The sequence below is a fragment of the Anoxybacillus tengchongensis genome, from assembly GCF_014201585.1.
Lineage (GTDB): Bacteria > Bacillota > Bacilli > Bacillales > Anoxybacillaceae > Anoxybacillus > Anoxybacillus tengchongensis.
On sequence record NZ_JACHES010000001.1, the window covers coordinates 370,806 to 393,768 of the forward strand.

General features: G+C 41.5%; 26 protein-coding genes. 18 read left to right on the plus strand and 8 right to left on the minus strand.

What is annotated here, in order from left to right; genetic code table 11:
* The first annotated feature begins 30 nt into the window (after nt 1-30).
* The 3 genes from bioF to bioC are packed head-to-tail and all read left to right on the plus strand — an operon-like array spanning nt 31 to nt 2,637.
* Nucleotides 31-1,200, plus strand: a complete 1,170-nt coding sequence (bioF, locus tag HNQ82_RS02070) for an 8-amino-7-oxononanoate synthase (RefSeq protein ID WP_183246724.1) — start codon at nt 31-33, stop codon at nt 1,198-1,200.
* Entirely contained in the window at nt 1,197-1,877 is a 681-nt protein-coding gene (locus tag HNQ82_RS02075; protein WP_183246726.1) for an alpha/beta fold hydrolase, read from the plus strand. Before bioF ends, HNQ82_RS02075 begins: the two co-directional genes overlap by 4 nt.
* A complete protein-coding gene (bioC, locus tag HNQ82_RS02080; protein ID WP_183246728.1) occupies nt 1,870-2,637 on the plus strand; it encodes a malonyl-ACP O-methyltransferase BioC in 768 nt (255 codons plus the stop codon). The genes HNQ82_RS02075 and bioC overlap by 8 nt, the downstream gene beginning before the upstream one ends.
* On the opposite strand, the gene speD is transcribed toward bioC, so the two are convergent.
* Nucleotides 2,630-3,403, minus strand: a complete 774-nt coding sequence (speD, locus tag HNQ82_RS02085) for an adenosylmethionine decarboxylase (protein WP_183243196.1) — start codon at nt 3,401-3,403, stop codon at nt 2,630-2,632. The genes bioC and speD overlap by 8 nt on opposite strands.
* Nucleotides 3,404-3,465: 62 nt before the next feature.
* Between speD and HNQ82_RS14495 the strand changes: the two genes are divergently transcribed.
* The 6 genes from HNQ82_RS14495 to HNQ82_RS02110 all read left to right on the plus strand — a co-directional run bounded on the left by HNQ82_RS14495 (nt 3,466) and on the right by HNQ82_RS02110 (nt 5,809).
* Nucleotides 3,466-3,879, plus strand: a complete 414-nt coding sequence (locus HNQ82_RS14495; protein ID WP_343053367.1) for an NAD-binding protein — start codon at nt 3,466-3,468, stop codon at nt 3,877-3,879.
* A complete protein-coding gene (locus tag HNQ82_RS14500; protein WP_246348809.1) occupies nt 3,848-4,045 on the plus strand; it encodes a TrkA C-terminal domain-containing protein in 198 nt (65 codons plus the stop codon). Before HNQ82_RS14495 ends, HNQ82_RS14500 begins: the two co-directional genes overlap by 32 nt.
* Nucleotides 4,046-4,274: 229 nt before the next feature.
* Complete coding sequence (locus HNQ82_RS02095; RefSeq protein WP_183246733.1) at nt 4,275-4,562, plus strand: hypothetical protein; 288 nt, start codon at nt 4,275-4,277, stop codon at nt 4,560-4,562.
* Nucleotides 4,563-4,679: 117 nt separating this feature from the next.
* Entirely contained in the window at nt 4,680-4,940 is a 261-nt protein-coding gene (locus HNQ82_RS02100) for a hypothetical protein (RefSeq protein ID WP_032099827.1), read from the plus strand.
* On the plus strand, nt 4,937-5,335 hold the full coding sequence (locus HNQ82_RS02105; protein WP_032099826.1) for a retropepsin-like aspartic protease: 399 nt from the start codon (nt 4,937-4,939) through the stop codon (nt 5,333-5,335). The genes HNQ82_RS02100 and HNQ82_RS02105 overlap by 4 nt, the downstream gene beginning before the upstream one ends.
* A 330-nt stretch (nt 5,336-5,665) precedes the next feature.
* Nucleotides 5,666-5,809: a hypothetical protein gene (locus tag HNQ82_RS02110; RefSeq protein ID WP_183246737.1), complete on the plus strand. Its 144-nt coding sequence runs from the start codon at nt 5,666-5,668 to the stop codon at nt 5,807-5,809.
* Between the two features lie 340 nt (nt 5,810-6,149).
* Here HNQ82_RS02110 and HNQ82_RS02115 read toward each other — a convergent pair whose 3' ends face one another.
* Entirely contained in the window at nt 6,150-7,379 is a 1,230-nt protein-coding gene (locus HNQ82_RS02115) for an IS110 family RNA-guided transposase (protein ID WP_183246739.1), read from the minus strand.
* Between the two features lie 443 nt (nt 7,380-7,822).
* Between HNQ82_RS02115 and HNQ82_RS02120 the strand changes: the two genes are divergently transcribed.
* From HNQ82_RS02120 to HNQ82_RS02140, 5 genes are all read left to right on the plus strand, one after another.
* Nucleotides 7,823-8,149 carry a nucleoside triphosphate pyrophosphohydrolase gene (locus HNQ82_RS02120; protein WP_183243197.1) on the plus strand — a complete coding sequence of 109 codons (327 nt, stop codon included), beginning with the start codon at nt 7,823-7,825 and terminating at the stop codon, nt 8,147-8,149.
* Nucleotides 8,142-10,574 carry a DEAD/DEAH box helicase family protein gene (locus HNQ82_RS02125; RefSeq protein WP_183246741.1) on the plus strand — a complete coding sequence of 811 codons (2,433 nt, stop codon included), beginning with the start codon at nt 8,142-8,144 and terminating at the stop codon, nt 10,572-10,574. The genes HNQ82_RS02120 and HNQ82_RS02125 overlap by 8 nt, the downstream gene beginning before the upstream one ends.
* Nucleotides 10,575-10,598: 24 nt before the next feature.
* On the plus strand, nt 10,599-10,802 hold the full coding sequence (locus HNQ82_RS02130; RefSeq protein WP_183246744.1) for a hypothetical protein: 204 nt from the start codon (nt 10,599-10,601) through the stop codon (nt 10,800-10,802).
* 228 nt (nt 10,803-11,030) lie between these two features.
* Nucleotides 11,031-12,161 (plus strand): DNA cytosine methyltransferase, encoded by a 1,131-nt coding sequence (locus HNQ82_RS02135; protein ID WP_183246746.1) that lies wholly within the window; start codon nt 11,031-11,033, stop codon nt 12,159-12,161.
* A gap of 58 nt (nt 12,162-12,219) precedes the next feature.
* Nucleotides 12,220-12,981 (plus strand): hypothetical protein, encoded by a 762-nt coding sequence (locus HNQ82_RS02140; RefSeq protein ID WP_183246748.1) that lies wholly within the window; start codon nt 12,220-12,222, stop codon nt 12,979-12,981.
* 146 nt (nt 12,982-13,127) lie between these two features.
* Here HNQ82_RS02140 and HNQ82_RS02145 read toward each other — a convergent pair whose 3' ends face one another.
* Complete coding sequence (locus HNQ82_RS02145) at nt 13,128-14,300, minus strand: phospholipase D-like domain-containing protein (RefSeq protein ID WP_183246750.1); 1,173 nt, start codon at nt 14,298-14,300, stop codon at nt 13,128-13,130.
* Nucleotides 14,301-14,312: 12 nt separating this feature from the next.
* Nucleotides 14,313-14,528, minus strand: coding sequence for a helix-turn-helix domain-containing protein (locus HNQ82_RS02150; RefSeq protein ID WP_088223723.1), 216 nt, complete (start codon nt 14,526-14,528; stop codon nt 14,313-14,315).
* A 608-nt stretch (nt 14,529-15,136) separates the two neighbouring features.
* Between HNQ82_RS02150 and HNQ82_RS02155 the strand changes: the two genes are divergently transcribed.
* On the plus strand, nt 15,137-16,156 hold the full coding sequence (locus HNQ82_RS02155) for a M20/M25/M40 family metallo-hydrolase (RefSeq protein ID WP_246348811.1): 1,020 nt from the start codon (nt 15,137-15,139) through the stop codon (nt 16,154-16,156).
* A gap of 207 nt (nt 16,157-16,363) precedes the next feature.
* Complete coding sequence (locus tag HNQ82_RS02160; RefSeq protein ID WP_246348813.1) at nt 16,364-17,005, plus strand: tetratricopeptide repeat protein; 642 nt, start codon at nt 16,364-16,366, stop codon at nt 17,003-17,005.
* 263 nt (nt 17,006-17,268) lie between these two features.
* Here the strand turns inward: HNQ82_RS02160 and katG are convergent, their stop codons facing one another.
* Both katG and HNQ82_RS14645 read right to left on the minus strand, forming a co-directional pair.
* Entirely contained in the window at nt 17,269-19,455 is a 2,187-nt protein-coding gene (gene katG, locus HNQ82_RS02165) for a catalase/peroxidase HPI (protein ID WP_183246755.1), read from the minus strand.
* Between the two features lie 231 nt (nt 19,456-19,686).
* Nucleotides 19,687-19,818, minus strand: coding sequence for a hypothetical protein (locus tag HNQ82_RS14645; protein ID WP_281380792.1), 132 nt, complete (start codon nt 19,816-19,818; stop codon nt 19,687-19,689).
* 208 nt (nt 19,819-20,026) lie between these two features.
* Here HNQ82_RS14645 and HNQ82_RS02170 point away from each other — a divergent pair, with 208 nt between their 5' ends.
* The gene (locus HNQ82_RS02170; protein WP_183246757.1) at nt 20,027-20,848 is read left to right on the plus strand and encodes an undecaprenyl-diphosphate phosphatase; all 822 of its coding nucleotides are present in this window, start codon (nt 20,027-20,029) and stop codon (nt 20,846-20,848) included.
* 27 nt (nt 20,849-20,875) lie between these two features.
* On the opposite strand, the gene HNQ82_RS02175 is transcribed toward HNQ82_RS02170, so the two are convergent.
* Nucleotides 20,876-21,436 (minus strand): sugar O-acetyltransferase, encoded by a 561-nt coding sequence (locus tag HNQ82_RS02175; RefSeq protein ID WP_183246759.1) that lies wholly within the window; start codon nt 21,434-21,436, stop codon nt 20,876-20,878.
* Between the two features lie 138 nt (nt 21,437-21,574).
* Here HNQ82_RS02175 and HNQ82_RS02180 point away from each other — a divergent pair, with 138 nt between their 5' ends.
* Nucleotides 21,575-22,717 (plus strand): TIGR04053 family radical SAM/SPASM domain-containing protein, encoded by a 1,143-nt coding sequence (locus tag HNQ82_RS02180; protein WP_183246761.1) that lies wholly within the window; start codon nt 21,575-21,577, stop codon nt 22,715-22,717.
* Here HNQ82_RS02180 and HNQ82_RS02185 read toward each other — a convergent pair.
* On the minus strand, nt 22,714-22,959 hold the full coding sequence (locus HNQ82_RS02185; RefSeq protein WP_183246763.1) for a YczF family membrane protein: 246 nt from the start codon (nt 22,957-22,959) through the stop codon (nt 22,714-22,716). The two genes, HNQ82_RS02180 and HNQ82_RS02185, sit on opposite strands and share 4 nt — an antisense overlap.
* Nucleotides 22,960-22,963: the final 4 nt, after the last annotated feature.

Sequence of the window (22,963 nt, forward strand, 5' to 3'; positions counted from 1 at the left end):
ATAAGGTTTACAAAAAGGGGGAGAGGTGCATTGTGGGAGGAATTGCAATTACATATCGAACAACTTGCGGGCAAAGCGCAAAAACGAACATTAGTCAAAACAGAAAGTGACGGTTGTTTTATACATATGGACGGGCGTCATCTATTTAATTTGTCATCGAACAACTATTTAGGTCTCGCAAATGACGAACGGTTAATTCATGCGAGCATCGAAGCAACAAGAAGATACGGCGTTGGAGCGACTGCTTCACGCCTTGTCGTTGGAAATCATCCGCTGTATGAACAAGCAGAAGAAGCGTTGATCCGTTGGAAAGGTTGTGAAGCCGCACTTATCGTCAATAGTGGATACACAGCAAATATCGGCATTCTTTCTTCTTTAGCAGGACGAGATGCAATTATTTTCAGCGACAAATGGAATCATGCAAGCATTGTGGATGGCGCGATATTAAGCCGGGCGGAAGTGAGACGCTATCGCCATGCCGATATGGACCATTTAGAGACGTTATTAAAGAAAGCAGAGAGACATAAACGGAAAATCATTGTGACGGATACAATTTTCAGTATGGACGGAGATGTTGCACCGTTACGTGATCTCGTTATGTTAAAAGAAACGTACGGTGCCATGCTCGTCGTGGATGAAGCACATGCGAGTGGTGTATATGGGAAAAATGGAGAAGGAATGGCTCACGAACTTCAACTCGCACAACATATTGACATACATATGGGGACATGTAGTAAGGCGCTTGGTGCATATGGGGCATACGTCACTGGAAAACGCGTCTTTATTGATTATTTGATGAACACGATGCGTCCATTTATTTTTACAACCGCATTACCTCCAAGCGTTCTCGGTGCCATTTGTGCAGCTGTTGATATTGTGCAACACGAGATTACATTGCGTCACCATTTACATGCATTAAGCAATTACTTCCGTACACGTCTTCAACAGGTAGGGTTTCATATTGGTGAAAGCACGACGCACATTGTACCAATCATTGTTGGCGACAACGAACGGGCGCTTGCGTTTAGTGCTCAATTGCGCGAGCGTGGTATTGCTGCTGTTGCGATTCGCCCACCAACTGTACCAGAAGGCACAGCGCGCATTCGTTTTTCACTCATGGCGACGATGACAAACCAACAAATTGATTGGGCGCTTTCGCATATTTTTGAAGTTGGAAAAGAAATGGGGCTGATCGCATGAACGTGTTATTATTGCCTGGGTGGGGGATGAAAAGTGACGTTTTTACCCCGCTCATTGAAGCGCTTCAGCTAAATGATGTCACGATCGTTGAATGGGAGCATATGCGCGATGTGAATCATTTTTTGGCGAAAGCCAAAGAAGCGTTGCACGCTCCTTCGCTTGTTATCGGTTGGTCTCTTGGATCGCTTGTCGCTTTACAACTCGGTATGCACCCGTATGTTACGCATCTTGTATGTATTGGTGGCACAAGCCGATTTACAACATCAGAAAATTATCATGCAGGTTGGCATGCGCGTGTTGTTGAGCGTATGAAAGTACAATTAGTGAGACAAACAAATAAAACGATTCAGTCGTTTATTGATATGTTGTGGGGAGAGAAAGAAGCACGACCATTTCCACATATGCATGATCGAACGTCTGACTTGTTGCTTGGATTAGATTATTTACTAGCGACAGATGTACGAGACCAGCTACAACAAATGGATGTGCCAATTTTACTTATTCACGGTGAACAAGATCGCATTTGCCCTCCCCAAGCTGCGCAGTATATATACGAGCGAACAAGGAATTGTACGTTGACGCTTTTACGAAACGTCGGACATGCACCACACGTCACGCAACCATATGCGTGCGCTCATGTCATTCAAACATGGTTAGGCGGTGGAAGCAATGATTGATAAACAGTTGATGCAAAAACGATTTAGCGAACGAGCAAAAACGTACGATCAGTTTGCCAACGTACAAAAAAAGATGGCACATAAATTAATGATGCATATCGCTCGCCCGCCAAAAACGATTTTAGAAATCGGATGTGGTACAGGATATTTAACGAAGTTGTTACACGATGCGTATCCGCATGCGAAGCTAACAGCTGTTGACATCGCACCCGGTATGATTGAGACAGCGAAACAAAGGCTCGGTGCGACGTCAATAACATGGCGATGTGCGGATGTGGAAGAAGTAACGTTTCATGAGACGTACGATTTAATTATTTCCAACGCAACGTTCCAGTGGTTCACCGAGCCAAAACAAACAATTGCTAAACTTGTCAAACAACGAAACAACGGAGGGCAACTTCTTTTTTCAACGTTTGGCAACGGCACGTTTCACGAGTTGCACACCTCATTTGCTTACGCTTTAGCGAAACAACATATTCATGAGCCGCTTCGCATCGGCCCGTCGTTTCCAACGTTTTCTGAGTGGCTTCGTATGCATGCACATGCTCGTGGACATGAACAGTTTGAAGTCGAATATTTTCCATCTGTACGCGATTTTTTCTTATCCCTTCGTCATATCGGCGCAACAAATAGTACGTCTGGACGTTATTGCCAACGCCCGTCTGTGTTTAAAACGATGATGAACGAATACGAAAGCCGATTTGCTGAACATGGCTTCATTCGTGCGACATATCATTGCATTTGGATTGACATCACTTAGGTGGTGTCATGTTTTTTCCATAAAAAATTTCATCCATTTCAATGCGCAATTTATGTGTAATTGCTTCAACTTCTTCTTTTGTCAGTTGATCTTTTGACAACTCAAACAAATAGCTGTCTAAATCAAACTCGCGCAATTTGCATTTTGTATGAAAAATATGTTCTTGATACACGTTCACGTCAATCATATCGTATTGTTTCCGAATGTCGTCAGGAATGTAGTTTTGAATCGATGTAATATCGTGATCAATAAATAATTTTTTTCCAGAAATGTCGCGTGTAAATCCACGCACACGATAGTCGATAATCATAATATCGGTCTCAAACGAACGAATTAAATAATCGAGCGCCTTTAACGGTGAAATTTCTCCACACGTGGCGACATCAATATCCGCCCGAAACGTGCTAATCCCATCGTTCGGATGATATTCAGGATATGTATGCACTGTAATATGACTTTTATCGAGCGCACAAACGACCGCTTGCGGCACAGGCGGCTCTTCTTTCGGCACTTCAATCGGCCCTTCTGATATAAGCATCGTGACGCTCGCCCCTTGTGGCACGTAATCTTGCTTAGCGATGTTTAAAATGTGCGCCCCAATCATATCCGCTACGTTTTTTAAAATATTCGTCAACCGTTCCGCATTATACACCTCGTCAATGTATGCAATATACGCTTCCCGCTCGTTTGCACTTGTCGTATAACAAATATCGTACATATTAAAACTAAGCGATTTCGTTAAGTTATTAAATCCGTGTAGTTTCATCATAGCCCTTCCTTTCTTTTTTCTTATCTTGCCCCGTTTATGCGAAAAAATTTGTCAAACTCATCGGGACAAATCAATTTACGCTTGCGGCAGTTCGCGATTTGCCGCCAGATGAATATGAAACAACATTGTATCATATTCGCCAAGATAAAATAGAACAAACAGAACACATTTTCCCAATTGTCGATATCGATGATTATTCATTCGAAACGTTACAAGCACATGAGGCATTAACAGCTGACATCGTCGTTTTAACAGGTAACGAACAGACGAACGCCCAAATCGCAACATGGGCAAAAGAGCAAGGCACTCCGCGCGTGATCGCTTTCGCCGAGTCGCCATCCGTTGTTCAGCAATTAAAAGAAGTTGGCGTTGAAACGATTTCTCTCTCTATCAGCAGGAGCGATGTTAAAAGCGTTTATCGAATCACCAAACGTTGTCCATATGTTGACACACCGCGACATCACATTGTATGAAATCGAAATGAACAACCTTGCTTATCACGGTGTGCTTCTCCGCCAATTCCCATTTCTCGGCGATTGCATCATCGTCCGCATTTTCCGTGGGCACGAATCGATCGTTCCACACGGCGACACCGAAATGCGCATCGGCGACCGCATGATCATCACGAGGAATATGTGAAAGAATTGCGGGAGTTGTTAGAGGGAGAAACAGAAGATTTTTACTGTGTCATGTAACGAAGCAGTCCACGAGAGGGTGGGTTGCTTGTTTGCTTAAAACTCAGAAAGGAAATGGCCGTCCCGTAGCGAATAATAACAGTAGATGAATTGTTGCGATGTTTACTCGGGTGGAGCGCACCCATCGTTGTATTTAGCTAGTAGTTTTTCTGTGAAGGGGATGCAGAAGGAAGATGAGAAACTGGGCAGCGCTGTTATTTCATACGCTTGGTGTTGCGATAGTTACATATGTTTCATTTTGTTTGGCTCTTTCTGGAATTTTCGAAGCGAACCAATTTCCAAACGGTCTCTTTTTATTCGGGATTGCATTGCTTTTATTTGGCACGTTAGCGATTGGATTCGCGACAAGAAAGTATATCTTTTCTGTTTCTAGCAATAAGCAAGAAAGAAGAAAACTACAAACGAGTTTCATTGTATGTACGATAGCGACGGTTTGGATAGTAGTTTCGTTTTTAGTTTAGGAAGTGGTGGAAGATTACTACTTTCACAAGATTTCCCCAGACTGTTAGTTTGTCAAAAAGATCAGTTTTTTCTTTGTTTGTGTTAAGATAAAAACAAAAAGAAATGGGGGAAAGACGATGAAGTGGGAAGAGATTCGACAAGCTTTTCCGAATCGTTGGGTGCTCATTGAGGCGGTCGATGCTTATACAAATGAGAAAAACGAACGTGTTTTAAACAAATTAATCCCGATTGAAACGTTTTCGGATCCAATGAAAGCAATGAGTGAGTATAAACATCTTCATAAGGAAAACCCTCATCGAGAATTGTATGTTCTTCATACGAATCGCAAAGAAACAAATATTGTGGAAAGAACATGGACGGGAGTGCGCCGAGGATGATAGAGCTTCGTATCGAAGAAGGGATGTTGCTCGCTACATTGCAGTTAACCCATAAAAATCAAACGATTGAGTTAAAAAGAGCGTTAATCGATACCGGCTCAACAGGAACTATCGTATCTGCTGATCAAGCAGCAACAATTGGAATCGTTCCAGAAGAAAACGATTCTATTTATCGAATTAGCGGGGTGGGGGGAACGGAATTTGTTTATGCAAAAATTGTAGATGAAATCATGATAGGATCCATGAAAGCAGCAAATGTTGAAATTGAATTTGGTGCGATGGAGTACGGAGTAGAGCTAGATGCGATTATAGGACTTGATTGTCTTTTGCATATTGGCGCTGTCATCGATTTAGAAAAACTTATTCTTTATAGTAAAGGAAAACGAATAGAATGATTGCCTCTATAGGAATGGCAAACGAGTTTTATTTGATGCACGCTGGCGGAGAGATGAAACGAATGGAAGGAAAGCGGTTCACAAACGGTGAACAGCTTTATTTTTTGGGGTATCTATCTTTTTCTACTATTTCCAGCGATAGAACTATTTTCGTTGGAGGGTGAGAAGATGTATATTTCAAGTTAACTTGCTTGCCAAATTAGGTTGAATGAAAGCATAGTTCATCTCTAGCAGCTTTTGCAAGAAACGGGCGGGGAGTGGGGCGTGATGACGTACGAAGAGTGGCAAAAGCGCCTTCCATTTTGATCGGTGAGTACGTTCCGTTGCGCTGTGTACAAACCTGAACGCTTAGGATACATCGGCAACTTTAACCGAAACAAAATCGACCAAACGAAATCGTACCGGCTGAATCACGAGGAGCTGCAAAAGCAACATATTGAAGTGGAACAAAAGGAAGTCATGATGAGCCAATGAAACATTGTTCTAAATAATAAATTTGCCTAAAAAATATCAAAAGCAATGGAAAATCCCACAAACTCCGAGGCGCTAAAAGAACGGTTGAAGCGGTACAAATAACGTCATGACACGTAGTTTTTTCGTTCCAAAAGAGTGGGGAATATTGTAAAATAGGAAGAGAGAAACAGAAAAGTCCTGCGGTAATATGTCAAGGTGAAACATCATCGAAATTGTGAAACATCATCGAAATTGGAAATTCGATTGTCCGATGATCCGAAAAAAGGCAATACTTAAGAAGCCCAGTCTTGTCTTATGTCATTAACTGGGTTTTGATGCAAAATCAGTTAGATCGATACCCCTATCGATCTTCCCCCTTTCTTGGCGTGTAGATTTGACCGTTGCGTAGCAGCGCATCGATCACACGCACGAGTTTTCGAGCGGTGAGGACGAGGGCTCGTTTATGTTGGTGCTTGGGCACTTCCTCATACTTCTTCCGGTAATAGGCGAGAAACGTCGCATCATGCCGTTGTACCGAGTTGGCAGCCTCCACTAGGTAGTAACGGAGATAGCGATTGCCAGAACGAATGAGGGAAGTCTCCTCGGCTTGGAACCGACCGGACTGGTGCTTAGACCAAGTCAAACCTGCATATTTCGCTAAGGCAGCTTGGTTGTCAAAGCGCTCGATTTGTCCAATTTCGGCTAAGATGCCAGCGGCGTAGACCGGACCAATGCCGGGAATCGTTTGTAGCGTATTTGGGATGCCTTCCAAATGGCGGGTAATCGCTTTGTCGAGCTCTTTGATTTGCGCTTGAAGGCTGCGAATAGACTGAATCGATAGCCCTAAAAGCAAATCAATGGAATCCTCGACACACTTGGAAAGCCGATACGACGAACGAGCCGCCTTTTGAATGGACTTGGCGATGCATGCCGGATCGGCAAAGCGATTGCGTCCCTTTTGGCGCAAGAAGTCAGCGAGCTGTTGTACGTCCATCTGACTGATTTCGTCTAAGCTAAACGACTCGAGAAGAAGCTCTAAGATGGCATGTCCGAATACGGAGCTGTCCACCTCTTGGGTAAAGGAACTGCACTTGTAAAACAAGTGTTGGAGGAAGTACTGCTTTTCCCGAGTGAGCTGATGGACGAGATGATAGCGCATGCGTGTGAGCCGTTGAAGGGCGATAAACTGTTCTTGCATGACAGCTGTCACTTTCAAACGGCCAAAGCGAAGCCGATCGGCGATGATCCACGCATCGATGCCGTCCGTTTTATCCAAGTCGGTGTAAGCTTCTTTAAATTTGCGAATGAGCTTTGGATTGATGGTAAACACCTTGACATTCCAAGACTTCAGCTCCTCCTGTTGGTGGAAAAACATCGCCGGATGCCAGCTGTAGACCGAAGTGGCTTCCATCCCGATGAGAATTTCGGATGGTTGGCGCTCGTTTGCCCATCGGAGGATTTGATCGCGAAGGAAGGTCGCGCCAAGCAGATGATTATCCGTCTTGAATTGGGCGCACGTGTTTCCTTCTTGATCCATGATACACGTGTATAAGTCCGTTGAGCTCACGTCAATCCCGACGTAGAGTTTCATGAGATCACCTCCAATCGTAGTAGGATCGTGGGGTTGGGACTCTTCGGGATGCCCCCGGACCGCGCCTGTTGACCAGTCACCCTCGCGTATGAGAACTCACGTTGGGCCATGGGCTGCCTGGAAGCTGCTCCTTCCAGCATGGGAAACCAACGGGAACAGCCTGCGGGTTAGAAGTCCGAACAGGAGCCGAGGAGACAGACTTTTCAAGTAGTCAAGGCTACAGGAGGAAGAAGAGTGTCCCCGATGATCCTCAAGATCATTATCCAAGAACATCGCGAAAAGTCCAACCCCGATGTTTGTGAAATAGGTTTGCGACCCACGGGGGAGGGGCGCCCCTCCCCCGTGGGCAAGTCACCCAAGAATATACGATTGTCAAGGAGCGTATCGAACTGGAAGTTCGATTTAAAAATCTTTCTAAACATACTATACGAGGAGAGGATACGATGCCTGTTTATAATAAATTGGTTCGGGATTTGATTCCGAACATTATTGAGGAAGCTGGAAAGACGTTTACAATGCGCACGTTAAGTGATGAAGAATATCGCGAACAGTTGCGGAAGAAAGTATTCGAGGAATTAGAGGAATATATGAACGCATCAGATGATGTCACAGCGGTGGAAGAATTAGCGGATGTATTAGAAATTATACATGCGCTTGCCGAATGCCATGGGGCAACGATCGAACAAGTCGAAGCCGTTCGTGCCTCGAAAGCGGAAAAACGAGGAGGGTTTAAAGAGAAAATTTTCTTAATTGAGGTACACGATGAGTAAAATCGAGTTTGTCAAAAGCCATTTAATTGAAAAACTGAATGAGCATATCGAAACAGCCTCGACGATTTACATTTTGACGTCGTTTGTGATGAAGTCGGGCGTGGACGTCATCCAAGAAACGCTAAGAAAAGCCGCTGAACGAGGAGCAGATATTAAAATTTGTGCTGGAGATTATTTATATGTCACACAACCAGAAGCTTTACGTCAACTTATAGCGATCCATCCGAATATTGAAGTTCGGTTATGGAAAAGTAACGGTATTTCCTTTCACCCGAAAGCGTATTTATTTGAAAATCAAAATGATGGGTATTTTATTATTGGTTCGTCCAATTTATCTCGTTCAGCGTTAACGAGCGGTGTAGAATGGAATATTGGCGTGCCTAAATGTGTGGAAGAAAGTGTGTTTGCTCAAGTGATGAATGAGTTTTTAACTCTTTTTTATGCGGAACAAACGGTACAAGTAAACGCCGAAACGTTAAAGCAATATAAACAACAATATGACGATTATCATCAACGTCATACAAATCTCGTGCGACAATGGACGAAGCTAGAGGAAGTAGAGTTGATGCTTCCAACGACAAAGAAAGAAGAAACGGAAATGATTTATGATGAAAAGGCTTCATATGGGATCATTCAGCCACGCTTTGCGCAAGTAGAAGCGCTTGCTCAGCTAGAGGCTACATACGAAGAAGGTTATGATCGAGCGATGGTCGTCATGGCGACAGGATTAGGGAAAACGTACTTGGCTGCCTTTTTCGCTCGAAAGTTTCAAAGAGTGCTATTTGTAGCGCATCGCGAAGAAATTTTACATCAGGCGAAGCGTTCGTTTGCGCAAGTGCTTTCGAATAAGACGTTTGGCATTTACGACGGCAAAATAAAAGAAAGGCAAGCCGATGTCGTCTTTGCGTCGATTTTTACGCTAAGCATGAAAAAACATTTAGAAATATTTGCGGAAAACGCGTTTGATCTCATTGTCATTGACGAATTTCATCATGTCGCGGCGAAGTCATATGAACGAGTGCTTGCGTATTTCCATCCGAAATTTTTACTCGGCATTACCGCAACCCCTGATCGCAACGACTATAAAGACGTATATGCGCTCTGTGACGGGAATGTGGCGTACCGTATTGATTTTATCGAAGCAGTACAGCGCGGCTGGCTTGCGCCGTTTCGGTATTATGGCGTGTATGATGACACCGACTATACGAAAATCGCCTGGCGCGGCAACCGCTACGATGAAGAACAATTGTTACAGGCGCAGTTGCGCACAGAAATGGCAGAAAATATTTTGCGAGCTTGGGAGAAGTATAAGCAAACGAAAACGCTCGTGTTTTGTTCTTCCATTCGCCAAGCGGATTTTTTGGCCAATTATTTTAACGAACACGGCTACCGTACGGTGAGTTTGCATTCAAAACAAGTACATATTACGCGCACGAAAGCGATTGAACTACTCGAAAAAGGCGAATTAGACGCGATTTTCACCGTCGATTTATTTAACGAAGGCGTCGATATTCCAGCGGTTGATACGCTATTATTCGTTCGTCCGACCGAGTCATTAACGATTTTCACTCAACAAGTTGGGCGTGGCTTGCGTCTCCATCCAGCCAAACAGTATTGTGTCATTATCGATTTAATCGGAAACTATCGCAACGCCGATGTGAAACTCGCCTTATTCGATACGCAAAAAGAAGAGAGAAAAAAACGAAAATCTATGGTTCCTGTTGTTCCAGACGGATGTGTCGTCGACTTTGATGTTCGTGTCGTTCACTTATTAGAAGAAATGCGCAGAAAACGCCAACCACGCAAAGAAAAATTATTAGTAGACTATTACGACGTAAAACAACAGCTCGGCCGCCGTCCGACATATCTTGAACTTCATTTGCATGGACGAAGTGAAGCAAAAGAATACAGGGACGAATTCAAATCGTACGTCGGCTTTCTTTACTGGGCGGACGAATTGTCCGAGCGGGAAAAAGAAGTATTTTTGCGATATGAATCGTGGCTAATATTAGCAGAATGGACTGATATGCGTAAAAGTTATAAAATGGTCGTCTTGCAGGCGATGTTAAACCGCGGATCGTCGCATTGGCATTTGCCAATCACGCCAACAGAAGCCGCCCCATTTTTCCATCAATATTTAACGGAAAAAGAATACCGAAAACGCATCGATTTCTCCGACGGGGAAACGAAGCGCTTATGGCAATACGACGAGCAAAAAGTCGCCAAACTCATCGCCAAAATGCCGATGACCAAATGGAGCGGCAGTTCCAACGGACTTCTTTCATTTGAAAATAACGTCTTCTCGCTCACCTTCTCCATCGCGCCGGAAGACGAACGCATTTTATATGAATGGACGCAAGAAATTTGTGAATATCGGTTGCATGTGTACTTTGAGAGGAGGGGTGGGGGGAGCACTCGGAAATAAGAGAAGCAAGGGGGATGTGTGTTCATGTATTCTATTCTTGAAAACTTGCGCTGTCCAATCTGCAGAAAAACATTTAAACGACAAGACCAAGTTGTTCTCGATATTATTAATACAGTTATACATCATGAATGTTATTATACATGTGTAGGAAGGAAACTGTTTCCGGTCAAAGACGAGGGATCGCTTCGGAAGATAATCGCGACGTATGAGTTTTTTGCAGATGAATGATGTTCTTCTGAAGTAATTATACAGATAGGATAAACGTTGTTATATTTTCTGATAGAGGATCTTTGATTTTCAATAAAATCCCTAATTCATGCTTTTGACTTGCTACTGCATTAAGTTTTTTGATGAAATCCAGACATAGGGGGCGGCAGAGATCTTCGATATATGGTAGAATGATTTATATCAATTATGAAAGAACATACATTCGTTCTTGAGGAGGTATGTTATATTATGTCTGGAAAAAAATATAAAGTAGCGAGTTTATTTGCAGGAATCGGAGGTATAGATTTAGGTTTCGAACAAGCTGGAGCGGAAGTTATTTGGGCGAACGAAATGGACAAGAATGCATGTATTACTTATAGGGAGAATTTTAACCATACTTTAATTGAGGAAGATGTTAGAAAGGTTAATGAGTATAGTGTTCCGAAGATAGATATTCTAACAGCTGGTTGGCCTTGCGTAGCTTTTAGTATCGCTGGAAGAAGGCACGGTATGCACTATAAATGTAAAGGCTGTGGTCATGAGCATTTAGTAACCTTTGAGGAGTATATGGGAATCCCTGTTTGTCCAGAATGTGGTGGACATACTGAAGCAAAAGATCCTAGGGGTACTCTATTCTATGATATTATTCGATTTCTTCGTGCAACACAGCCTAAGGCATTTCTTTTAGAGAATGTAAAAAATCTCAAAGGCCATGATGGAGGAAGAACATTTAAAGTCATTGAGGAAATGCTACATGCAGAAGGATATTATTTTACAAGCAAAGTTTTAAATACAATGGATTATGGTAACATCCCGCAGAATAGGGAGCGTATTTTTATCGTGGGATTTAAAGATAAGAGAGCATTGTCGAGTTTTAACTTTCCTAAGCCACAGCCTTTAACAAAGACAATCGATGATATTTTGGAAAGAGGAAAGAAGCAGGAGGATAAATATTATTATACTGAAAAATCACAATACTACCCTATGTTAACAGAAGCTATGCGTAGAAAAGACACTGTATATCAGCTACGAAGAGTTTATGTGAGAGAAAACCAAAGTAATGTATGTCCGACACTTACTGCTAATATGGGTACAGGAGGACACAATGTTCCGCTCATTCTTGATGATTATGGAATAAGAAAAATTACACCGCGTGAAGCGCTGTCGTTTCAAGGTTTCCCTAAGGAGTTCAAAATTCCTGAGGGAATGGCCGACTCACACATTTATAAACAAGCAGGAAATTCTGTCTCTGTTCCGGTAGTGAGGGCAATTGCAGAAAATATAATTAAAGCATTGGATTCAGTTTATACTGACATCACTGATAATTATGACACGGATACTAGCTCAAAAGTAATAGAACAATTAGAACTTCTTGTTTAAATCAAACATTCCCATCCGTTCTAATATATTTTATTATTTGGATGGGGAGGTTTATTTTATGAAAAAGCTAAGAATAAAAAATAATATTTACTGTTTAACAAATCCTAAGAAATTTGAAAGTATGGGTGGCTTTGATTCGTTAACATTGGAAAATGTATTTAATTTTGCGTATGATATGAGTTTTGATAGTAAAGGTGCACACAGAGATCATCGTAGTGGGGGAACATACAGAAGAAAAAATGGAGAAATCTTTACGGATGCTTTTCAAGGAAAACTGGGTGAATTTGGAGTATATGATTATTTTAAGAGTAGCGGTATTTTGTTGAATTATCCTGACTTAAAGACATATCAATTGGGAATATGGGACACGAGTGATTTTGAAATAAATGGGCTCAAAATTGCTGTAAAATCGACGAAAAAATATGGACAATTGTTGCTACTAGAAAAGGCAGATTGGGATTCAAAGGGACAATACATCCCTAATCTAAGCAATGGGAACGGGATTTACGATGCTTTTATCCTAGTAAGGATATCCCCTTCTATCACATCGCTCATGAAGAAAAATAAACTATATTATTCAAATAAGGTTGAGAAAAACGTCTTAAAAAGAACCATTTTTGCACAACGTTTTAACTATGATATACCTGGATTCATAGATAGAGAGGTACTTGTCAAGTTGATTGCAGAAAACTTTGATATTCCTAAGGGGGCGATGTTGAACTCATCAAGAACTGTAATGGATGCAGACAATTATTATATTCAGGCAGGGGATATGATGGATATAAAGGATTTAGTTAGTTACTTGAAGAGTAATACTTAATGTGAATTTAAAAATTTAAAAATTGAAAAATGGTAAACTCAGAGAGACTCCACACATTCAAAGGAGTCTCTTGTTTGCCAGATATAAATATACTAGTTTCCTCTTTTACGGACAAAGTAATTTTGTTTAGGAAAACAAAATTCAACTCACACATTAGTTTTTATTTTTTGGAATTCGTTCTGAAACTCATCATATGATCCTATGCTACAAAAATCAATTGAAAAGTGTTTTTCGCTGTGTTTGTACACTATCACAGAATCAATGCCTAATATTTTTAGTTTATCATAAGTAAGGAGCTCGCCTTCTTTCAATTTCATTACTTTTCTGAGGAGCCATTCACCGAGAGCGCTATTAGGATTAGACATGAGTGCCTTGCTGTTTTCTTGACAAACCTTGGCTGACAGAAGAGATTTGTCTGGGAGTTGTAACTGAAAACTTTGGTCACGTGGTGGAAAAAAAGTCGGGAAGACTTTATGAATCCAAGAAGGTATAGGTATATAAATTTCATTCGGATTTCTCGGTCTCCCAGCTGCATTCCATTGATTGAGCCCACTTTTTTCTGGAACATGTCTTTTGGCCCCGCGGTCTGAAAAAAGTGGTAGCAAGATATATTCCGTAGATTTCAAAGTATTATGAGGCACAGTTTCCTCTCTCACTATAGGCTCTAGGGTGAGATTAAACAATCTTGCGAGCATCGTATAAGGATTAGGAAGAATTTCGACATTAATTTCAGCTAATGGAATATTGGTATAGAAGCGCTTATACAAAGTACTTTTAGTGATATTAAAGCTGTACTCATTTCGCCCGTCTTCAAATGTAATTGTGTTTTTATTATTGCTGACTTCTATATTTTTAATATTTGAAACGTCTATCAGATCCATAGGCATTTCATAAATAAGTATTTTTCCTGGTAACCTTGTTACACAATGGTAAATCATTGTATGAAGATTATAAGCTCGTTTAGTGAACTCGATCCTTTCGTTACGAAGTTTAGCAATTATATAAACAAGTTCTTTGTATGATTTGTTTCGATATAAATCTGAGTCTCTATTAAATTCTGCAATTTTTTGAAGTGTCCGACCGTTACCGTGAAGGAAAGTTTTAATGCCTACTCCCACTCCATGTAATGAAGCATCCGCTGAACAGTCAGCACGTCCTAGATTTTCTGCACCGAAGGCTTCACAAAATGCATTTTCTACACTGCGAGAAACCAAATAAGGTGAATCACTTTCTGAAAATAAATTGGATAATGCACCTGTTAATCTTAACATTTGTTTGTAAGCAGTTTGGTTACTTAACGGTTGTTTGTTGTATAACATTGGTCATCCTCCTCATTTCATTTCTCTCTTCAGCCCTACAAGATAGTCCATTGAAACATCCAGTTTTTCAGCAATGATTTTTAAAGTGTCCACAGAAGGTGTGCGTTTATCACTTTCATATAATGACCAAGTGCTCTTCGAAACGCCAACCAATTTTGCGGCTTCACTTGCACTTAATCCTTTTCGTTCGCGTGCATTTTGAATACGTGTTCCTAGATATTCAACCACCTTCATCCCTCCACTCCATTGGAACATTGTTTTTATATTACCATCCAAAGCTTTCAAAACAGTCATGAGTTTGCGATTAGAAAACAAATGTTGTTTGCTTATAGAAAACTTATGACTACAGATTTTAATCGAGTATGAAGCAGTATGGTGGATATGTTGTCGGATGATTGATATAAATATTCTTGATTTTTCCTCCTGATATAACCCATTTTTCACAATAAAAAATATTTGATTTATGCTAGATTATTTGTTCATTGTGTTTAATCGATGCAAAGGAATTATTCTACTGTATAATATAGACATACAAAAATTCGTATAATAAAAAGCAATATACGAAGTTTGTTTTTACAACTTTTATACTTGCTGTATATTTTGAGGAAATTAAAACTGTAAAGGGGGTATTTCTAATGAGAAGCACAGAACAGACACCTATAAGAACAGATACCTACATATTCGTATTTGGGGGTTTTACCTTCATCACAGATAAAAGATGATTTAAAAAGAAAATTAAAGGGGTTTCTTTTATCGGGAGTAAAGGTTCTTTTATTAACCGAGAAAGATATTTGCTTAGCGAACAGTGCCTGTCACTGTTCGCTCTGGAAAAAGTGATGCAGTTGTTCCATGCATTGCAGGTCCATGTGCACTTCAGACCTTCTCGTTTTCCTGAAGTCGTGTTTTTAACAAAAAGAGAACGACTTCTTGACCTCGCTGAGCAAATGAGAAACGTACAAGTCGAGTGGTTAGAACAAGGGGAAGCCTATATCCGCAAAATGCTATTTCTCTATGAGCTTGAAGAATTGCTTAGCGTTTCAGGAGAAAGCGGAAATGAACATCATATTCGCTCAGTCGTATATGAGAAACTTGAACCATATGTCGATCACATTACAATCGATCGATACGGAAACTTGCTTGCGCAAAAAACATATAAATCAGGGAATGGACCAACGATTTTGTTGAATGCGCATTTAGATACGGTAGAATCGTTCGCGCCAGGAAGAACGATTGTCAAACAAGGCGCGATTTGGTCGAGCAGTGAAGGCATTTTAGGAGCGGATGATCGCGCTGGGGTGGCAGTGTTGCTTGAAATAGCGAAATGGCTTGAAGCGTCTTCGTTTAACGGAACGGTTAAATTTGTTTTTACGGTTGAAGAGGAGTGCGGGCTTGTTGGTGCAAGCAAGCTTAGTGAATATTTTTTATGGGGCGTTGATGCAGCAATTGTCGTCGATCGGCGGGGAACGGGCGATATCGTCACGTCATGCGGCACGACCCAGCCATTTTGCGATATTCGATACGGACAGTTTTTCGAACAAGTAGCTTACGATGCCGGGTTAACTGGCTGGAAATGCACAGCTGGTGGAAGTAGTGATACGAGAATTTGGGCACAACATGGCATCCAAAGCGTGAACTTGTCCGTCGGATACGAGTGCGAACATACAGACGATGAAACATTAGATATAGATGCTTGTTACGGAACGGTACGGCTCGTTCAAGCAGTTCTTCATCAATGGCGAGACTTTTCAAGAATGTTACGGGATGTGCGTCGTGTTGATCGAAACGATTTATCTTATGTTGGTCGAAATGATTTACGTCGTGTTGATCGAAAAGTTGTCAAAGTGGAACATTTCTAGAGGGAGAGGGTGTCAAAAGTGAAATCGAAGCAGATGAAATGATCGATTTTGCGTTATGAAAAGGACGTCGCTTAGGCGTCCTTTTTTGGTGGTGTAAAAAAGTTTGATAAATAAATTTAATGGCTGTATGTCCTATCTATGAGAATTTATAGTAAAATGGAAAAGGCGAAAGTATGTTTCAACAAGAAGGGAAAGATGTGTATGAGGATGAAAAATTTACTTTTTTGGGCGCTTGTCGGTGCAAGTATTGGAGTTTTTCTAAACGTATTGAATGTCCAGTTTCCTAAGCCGATCGGAATTGGCATAATTAGTTTGATTGTTATAGGGATTGGTTGTTATCATATGTATATTCTTTTTTGGACAAAAAACGTAAATTTAGTTGAAGGTTATGTAAAAAAAAGAATCAAACATCCATATTATGCATTAACGAAAGCATTAGTACATAAGCAGTTTGAACGAGCTGAGCAATATGCCGAACAACTAGAGAAAGGTTATGCAGAAGCCAAAAAGCTAGCCCTTGTCCATATATACATAGAGCAGGGAGAATTAGAGGAAGCAGAACATGTGGCGAACGACATTCAAAACGAGAAAGCCCGTTATTATAATCAAGCATTGATTGCCCTGTTGCGCGGACAGGAAGATCGGTTCGAGAATTTGAAACAGAAAGTAAAAAAACACACGTTTTGTTATGTATTAGAAGCAGAAAGGGAGTTTCGAAATGGCGATCAAAAAGAAGCTGAGCGATATGGAAAACTAGCCATTTCTACTTCGCGTGGACTTCAACGGTATGTGCTTGTTCGTTCGTTAGAAAACCAACAAAATCATCCAAACCGCCGAACGTTTTTCTAATTAACATAGTCGATATAAATTAGGAAGCAAGGGTGTGATACAGACACATGTACATAAACAACGCATTTTCGCTTATTGTGTTTAGTCTTTTATCTTTCTTGTTAGGGATTGATTAAGTGATCCGATGGGCTCTATTGATTCATTCGATGTGTTGTTTGCTGGCTCGTTGAATAACGAAATCGTACGGCAAATTGCGCGTGATGGAGTTGTTATTTATGAGAAATAAAAAGCAGGGGACAACATCGTCCGCCTGCTTTTTTCATTTAAATCGTGACCGATGTTTTTGTTTTTTTCCGCAGGTCGAAGCGGTCAGCGTTCATCACTTTTACCCAAGCTTGAATAAAGTCGTGGACAAATTTTTCTTTGTTGTCGTCTTGGGCGTAAAGTTCGGCGTAGGAGCGAAGAATCGAGTTCGATCCGAACACTAAGTCGACACGCGTTGCTGTCCAGCGGACTGCCTTTGTTTTCCGGTCGCGAATGTCATACAAGCCATCTTCTTTCGGTACCCATTCATAGTTCATATCCACGAGGTTAACAAAGAAATCATTCGTTAGCACACCGATGCGGTCAGTAAATACTCCGTGAGGCAAATCGCGGTACGTTGCCCCTAAGACGCGCAAGCCGCCAACTAATACAGTCATTTCTGGAGCGGTTAAGCCGAGCAATTGAGCTTTGTCGACAAGAAGCTCCTCTGGTGTGACGCTGTATGCTTTCTTTTGATAGTTGCGGAATCCGTCGGCAAACGGTTCTAATACGGCAAAGCTTTCGACATCCGTTTGTTCTTCTGTTGCATCGCCTCGTCCAGGCATAAACGGTACGCGAACGTCAAACCCAGCATCGCGCGCTGCTTTCTCGACCGCCGCGCTGCCGCCAAGCACGATTAAGTCAGCGATGCTTACTTTTTTAGGTAACTCGCGCTGAATGTCTTCATAAACAGAGAGAACTTTTGCGAGTCGTTCCGGTTCGTTCACTTCCCAATCTTTTTGTGGAGCGAGTCGAATGCGCGCCCCGTTTGCGCCACCGCGTTTATCAGAGTTGCGGAATGTGCTAGCGGACGCCCAAGCGGTTTTCACAAGCTCGCTTACTGTGAGTCCTGATTGTAAAATGCGTGTTTTAATGTCTTCGATTTCTGCCTCCGTTAATTCCACATCTCCTTCTGGAATCGGGTCTTGCCAAATGAAATCTTCTTTTGGCACTTCAGGACCAAGGTATCTCGCTTTTGGTCCCATGTCGCGATGAATAAGTTTAAACCAAGCGCGAGCAAACGCATCCGCGAACTCTTCAGGATGTTCATAGAAACGGCGAGCAATTTTTTCGTATGCTGGATCAAAACGCAACGCTAAATCAGTTGTCAACATCATCGGCGGTACTTTCACATTTTCATCTTCTACATCAGGTGCGAAATGTTCTTCTTTTAAATCAATTGCTTCCCATTGATACGCGCCAGCTGGGCTTTTCGTGAGTTTCCATTCATATTCAAATAGCAACTCGAAATAGCTATTATCCCACTTTGTAGGTGTCGGTGTCCAAGCACCTTCAAGACCGCTTGTAATCGTATCGCGACCTTTTCCTTTTCCGTACGAGCTCATCCAACCTAACCCTTGCGCTTCAATTGGAGCAGCTTCTGGATCTGGACCGACATGCGAAGCATCCCCAGCCCCGTGCGCCTTGCCAAACGTATGACCGCCTGCGATGAGCGCGACTGTTTCTTCGTCGTTCATACCCATCCGTCGAAACGTTTCACGAATGTCACGCGCCGCCGCAAGTGGATCTGGTTTGCCGTCAGGACCTTCTGGATTGACATAAATGAGCCCCATTTGAACAGCAGCGAGCGGATTTTCTAGTTCGCGGTCGCCTGTATATCGTTCCGAGGCGAGCCATTCTTTTTCAGCTCCCCAATAAATATCTTCTTCTGGATGCCATACATCTTCACGGCCAGCACCAAAACCGATCGTTTTTCCCCCCATGGACTCGATTGCTACGTTGCCGGCTAACACGATCAAGTCCGCCCAAGAAATTTTATTGCCGTATTTCTTTTTAATTGGCCACAATAGGCGACGTGCTTTATCTAAATTCGCGTTGTCTGGCCAACTGTTTAACGGAGCGAAACGTTGTGTACCTGTTGAGGCACCGCCTCGTCCGTCCCCGATGCGGTACGTTCCCGCAGAATGCCAAGCCATGCGAATAAACAACGGTCCGTAATGTCCGTAGTCAGCAGGCCACCAATCTTGGCTTGTCGTCATGAGCTTGCGCAAATCTTCTTTCAACGCCCAATAGTCAAGTGTTTGAAATTGTTCAGCATAGTCAAACGTTTCGTCATGAGGATTCGTTTTTCTGTCGTGCTGATGAAGAATGTTTAAGTTTAATTGATTTGGCCACCAGTCTTTGTTTGTTGTTTTGTTTGAAGCGTGACTTGTCACGCTCCCATGGAACGGGCATTTGTTTTCCATTCTTTTATTCTCCTTTCGTGCATATAAATCAATAAAGTCTAGTTGCTTACTCAACGATAGTGATAATGATTAGTACATTAGAATTATACTAAATTAATATTTAATAGTAAAGTATAAAAAATATTTTTATTTAAAAATTATAAAAATCCCCCATTTCATTCTGTTCGCAGAATAAAATGGGGGATTTATACGTCTACATCTGTTTTTTCGTTCATCGTTTCACTCCAATCTTTAATTTTGGATCATATGCTTGACTTGTTCTGTTGTTAAGTTGCGAATAAATTCGATCAAATCGATCGCTTCGATGCCAAACTCATGGCATTTTTCAACGTATCGTTGATAAGCTTTTGTGTACATATCCATAAACAAAAACTCCTTTCACACGTTTCTTTTGTTAATTACATTGTAATATAACAGATTTAAAAAATCAATATCTGTTATATAATCATTTTGCGAATGGTTTTGATATTTTTTATGTACGTGTAGTAGAAATAGAGCGTTTGTAGTACAATGAAGTAGGTCATGAAAAGGAATTATACATATTTCACCAATTAAGAAAGGATGGACATGCATGCATATTATTGAATTAATGAAAGCGATCATTTTAGGGCTAGTCGAAGGGGTGACAGAGTTTGCGCCTGTTTCATCGACGGGGCATATGATTATTGTTGACGATATGTGGCTAAAGTCAAGTGAGTTTTTGGGGAAATATGGGGCGAATACGTTTAAAGTTGTCATTCAGCTCGGTTCCGTCTTAGCTGCCGTTGTTGTGTTTAAAGATAAGTTTTTTGAGTTGCTTTATTTGCGTAAACGTGACAGAAAAACAGGACCGCATTTAACGCTCATGCACATTTTTATTGGACTTGTGCCTGCTGGGGTGTTGGGAGTTTTATTCGAAGACTATATTGATGAACATTTGTTTTCAACGGAAACGGTGCTCATTGGACTTGTGCTCGGGGCGTTGTTAATGATCGCAGCAGATCGTTTCGGAAAACGAACAGTCGCGCAAACGGTAGATGATATTACGTATAAGCAAGCGTTTATTGTCGGCCTTGTTCAATGTTTATCTCTTTGGCCCGGGTTTTCGCGTTCAGGCTCAACCATTTCAGGTGGCGTACTTGTAGGCATGAGTCACCGTGCTGCTGCTGATTTTACATTTATTATGGCTGTGCCGATTATGGCAGGGGCGAGTGGCATTTCGTTATTGAAAAACTGGGAGTACATCACGATTGATGCTTTGCCATTTTTTGTTGTTGGTTTTATTAGTGCGTTTATTTTCGCCTTGCTAGCTATTCGCTTTTTCTTGCATTTAATTAACCGCGTTCGTCTCGTTCCGTTTGCGATCTATCGCATCGTGCTCGCAGTGGTTATTTATATCGTTTATTTTGCGTAAGTGCAAGGCTCCTTTCGTGGGAGCCTTTTATACGTTTAACTGTTTGATTATTTTTGCTGGGTTGCCCGCGACGACAACGTTATTAGGAACGTCTTTTGTGACAACAGCACCAGACGCGATGACAACGTTATTCCCGATGTTTACTCCTGGATTAATAATGGCCCGGCCACCGATCCATACATGATCACCGATGATGACTGGCTTTCCGTATTCTAATCCTGATGCTCTTTCCGTTGGATCAATGGGGTGAGTAGCAGTATAAATATGAACGCCGGGACCAATAAGGCAATTGTTTCCGATGCGAATTTCACATACATCTAAAAAAACGCAATTGAAATTTGCAAAGAAGTTTTCCCCGACATGAATGTTATATCCGTAATCGCAATAGAAAGGTGGCTCAATATATACGTGTTCTCCTGTTGAGCCAAACAGTTCTTTCAACAAAGCAACGCGCCGCTCATGTTCGGTTTCTAACGTTTCATTCAATAGCCTTGTTAATTTGCGGGCATGCTCGCGTTCTTTCACTAACTCTGGATCGGTAGCCCGATACAATTGACCACTTACCATTTTTTCTTTTTCTGATTTCATTTTTTTCAACTCCTTTATTTTCCTTGTTCCATTTTAGCATAACGATGTTTAAAAAATCGTCAAAAACATGCGAGTGTATCGCCAAAAAATAAGCCTATAATGAATGTGAAAAATAACATAAAAAGCTGGTGATGGAATATGCATAAACATGCGCATGCGGTAGATTATAATGAAAATCCATTTATCGTCATTTGGGAAGTGACGAGAGCGTGTCAGTTAAAATGTGTACATTGTCGTGCGGACGCCCAGCCTCTCCCTGATCCGCGTGAGCTGACACATGAAGAAGGTCTTCGATTGATTGATGAGATATATGAAATGAACAATCCGATGCTCGTATTTACGGGCGGAGATTGTATGATGCGTGAAGATTTGTTTGATCTCGCCGAGTACGCGATGAAAAAAGGGATGCGTGTTTCGATTACACCGAGTGCAACGCCAAATGTGACGAAAGAAAAAATGAAAAAAGCAAAAGAGATTGGATTGTCGCGCTGGGCATTTAGTTTAGATGGGCCGACGGCCGACATTCATGATCAATTTCGCGGTACACTAGGATCATTTGATTTAACGATTGAAAACATTCGCTATTTAAATGAACTACATATGCCATTACAAATTAATACCGTCATTTCGCGCTATAACTACGATCATTTAGAACAAATGGCAAAATTAGTTGCAGAGTTAAAGGCAGTGATGTGGTACATTTTTTTACTCGTTCCAACAGGTCGTGGGCAAATGAATGATTGCATTACTCCAGCTGAACATGAAGAAGTGTTTCGTTGGTTATATGAACTAAGTAAAACAGCACCATATGATATTAAAACGACAGCAGCGCAACATTATCGTCGTGTTGTCATTCAACAAAAAATGCGAGAAAAACAAATTGAAGCAGGGGATATTCGTTATGAACATGCGATGACGACTGACCGTGCTTCAATCATTGACGGATTAAAACGAGCGCCAAAAGGCGTGAATGATGGTAACGGCTTCGTTTTCGTTTCCCACACAGGAGATGTCATGCCAAGTGGCTTACTTCCGATCGTATGCGGAAACGTACGTGAACAACCTTTAGCGCGCATTTATCGTGAATCGGAAGTGATGAAACAATTACGCCAACCAGATTTATATAAAGGAAAATGTGGCATTTGTGAATTTCGCTACGTTTGTGGCGGATCACGTGCTCGTGCATATGCAGTCACAGGCGATTATATGGAAAGTGAGCCGTTTTGCGTATATGTTCCTTTAGGCATGAGAAAACAAAAAACCCGAACGGTGTTCGCTTAACGCGAGCGCTGTTCGGTTTTTTTGTTTTGACCTTTTTTTCGAAACAGATGGAGGGATGTATCAAGTATCCATAGGACGATCAGAAAAAACAACACGCCTAGTTCGATGGGCTCCATCACTTTAAATGGATTAAAAATATCAATAAACGCTTGGTATATGCTCATCCCTAACAATACATTCATACTGATGGCTAGGCCGCCTAACAACATAGGGATAAGAACAGAAATGATGACAAGCTTCATTTGT

Coding starts and splice junctions, on each gene's coding strand:
- HNQ82_RS02100 (WP_032099827.1), top strand. CDS start 4,680: ATGAAGTGGGAAGAGATTCGACAAGCTTTTCCGAATCGTTGGGTGCTC.
- HNQ82_RS02130 (WP_183246744.1), top strand. CDS start 10,599: ATGTATTCTATTCTTGAAAACTTGCGCTGTCCAATCTGCAGAAAAACA.
- HNQ82_RS02120 (WP_183243197.1), top strand. CDS start 7,823: ATGCCTGTTTATAATAAATTGGTTCGGGATTTGATTCCGAACATTATT.
- HNQ82_RS02180 (WP_183246761.1), top strand. CDS start 21,575: ATGCATAAACATGCGCATGCGGTAGATTATAATGAAAATCCATTTATC.
- HNQ82_RS02175 (WP_183246759.1), bottom strand. CDS start 21,436: ATGAAATCAGAAAAAGAAAAAATGGTAAGTGGTCAATTGTATCGGGCT.
- HNQ82_RS02115 (WP_183246739.1), bottom strand. CDS start 7,379: ATGAAACTCTACGTCGGGATTGACGTGAGCTCAACGGACTTATACACG.
- HNQ82_RS02155 (WP_246348811.1), top strand. CDS start 15,137: ATGCAGTTGTTCCATGCATTGCAGGTCCATGTGCACTTCAGACCTTCT.
- katG (WP_183246755.1), bottom strand. CDS start 19,455: ATGGAAAACAAATGCCCGTTCCATGGGAGCGTGACAAGTCACGCTTCA.
- HNQ82_RS02170 (WP_183246757.1), top strand. CDS start 20,027: ATGCATATTATTGAATTAATGAAAGCGATCATTTTAGGGCTAGTCGAA.
- HNQ82_RS02140 (WP_183246748.1), top strand. CDS start 12,220: ATGAAAAAGCTAAGAATAAAAAATAATATTTACTGTTTAACAAATCCT.
- HNQ82_RS14500 (WP_246348809.1), top strand. CDS start 3,848: ATGTTGACACACCGCGACATCACATTGTATGAAATCGAAATGAACAAC.
- HNQ82_RS14645 (WP_281380792.1), bottom strand. CDS start 19,818: ATGGATATGTACACAAAAGCTTATCAACGATACGTTGAAAAATGCCAT.
- HNQ82_RS02075 (WP_183246726.1), top strand. CDS start 1,197: ATGAACGTGTTATTATTGCCTGGGTGGGGGATGAAAAGTGACGTTTTT.
- HNQ82_RS02105 (WP_032099826.1), top strand. CDS start 4,937: ATGATAGAGCTTCGTATCGAAGAAGGGATGTTGCTCGCTACATTGCAG.
- HNQ82_RS02135 (WP_183246746.1), top strand. CDS start 11,031: ATGTCTGGAAAAAAATATAAAGTAGCGAGTTTATTTGCAGGAATCGGA.
- HNQ82_RS02095 (WP_183246733.1), top strand. CDS start 4,275: ATGAGAAACTGGGCAGCGCTGTTATTTCATACGCTTGGTGTTGCGATA.
- HNQ82_RS02125 (WP_183246741.1), top strand. CDS start 8,142: ATGAGTAAAATCGAGTTTGTCAAAAGCCATTTAATTGAAAAACTGAAT.
- speD (WP_183243196.1), bottom strand. CDS start 3,403: ATGAAACTACACGGATTTAATAACTTAACGAAATCGCTTAGTTTTAAT.
- bioC (WP_183246728.1), top strand. CDS start 1,870: ATGATTGATAAACAGTTGATGCAAAAACGATTTAGCGAACGAGCAAAA.
- HNQ82_RS02145 (WP_183246750.1), bottom strand. CDS start 14,300: ATGTTATACAACAAACAACCGTTAAGTAACCAAACTGCTTACAAACAA.
- HNQ82_RS02160 (WP_246348813.1), top strand. CDS start 16,364: ATGAAAAATTTACTTTTTTGGGCGCTTGTCGGTGCAAGTATTGGAGTT.
- HNQ82_RS02185 (WP_183246763.1), bottom strand. CDS start 22,959: ATGAAGCTTGTCATCATTTCTGTTCTTATCCCTATGTTGTTAGGCGGC.